At 64.4% G+C, this 393-nt stretch carries 2 pseudogenes; both read left to right on the top strand.

From position 1 onward, the window contains the following. Positions 1 to 139 (top strand): annotated as a pseudogene (locus ABGA94_RS06695) (sensor histidine kinase); the annotation flags it as partial. Positions 140 to 156: 17 nt separating this feature from the next. Continuing rightward, positions 157 to 393: pseudogene (locus tag ABGA94_RS06690) on the top strand (TonB-dependent receptor domain-containing protein); the annotation flags it as partial.

The following is a 393-nucleotide window of genomic DNA, read 5'->3' as shown; positions in this document are numbered from 1 at the left end:
GCTGCAGCAGCGCCATGCCGAACTGCGCCAGGCCTACCTGCGCCTCAATGGCACCCAGGAAAAGCTGCTGCAGTCGGAGAAGATGGCGTCGATCGGCCAGCTGGCCGCCGGCGTCGCGCACGAGATCAACAACCCGATCGCTATCTGATCACCGCCATCGAACTGAAGCTGCCGCTGCTGCATGATCTGCGCATGGACTACGCCGGCATCCGCGAGGAATTGCAGGCACAGGGCGTGGAGCTGCCGAGCGCAGTGGACGTGGCCGGTCGCTACTCGGACTACAACAACTTCGGTTCCACCACCAACAGCAAGTTCGGCCTGAAGTGGAAGCCGATCGACAGCCTGCTGGTGCGCGCCACCTACGGCACCGGCTTCCGTGCGCCGACCGTGGAT

The sequence above is a fragment of the Stenotrophomonas sp. 3diitr2024 genome (assembly GCF_042136455.1).
Classification (GTDB): Bacteria; Pseudomonadota; Gammaproteobacteria; order Xanthomonadales; family Xanthomonadaceae; genus Stenotrophomonas; species Stenotrophomonas sepilia.
This window is presented reverse-complemented; position numbering and strand designations above follow the sequence as displayed.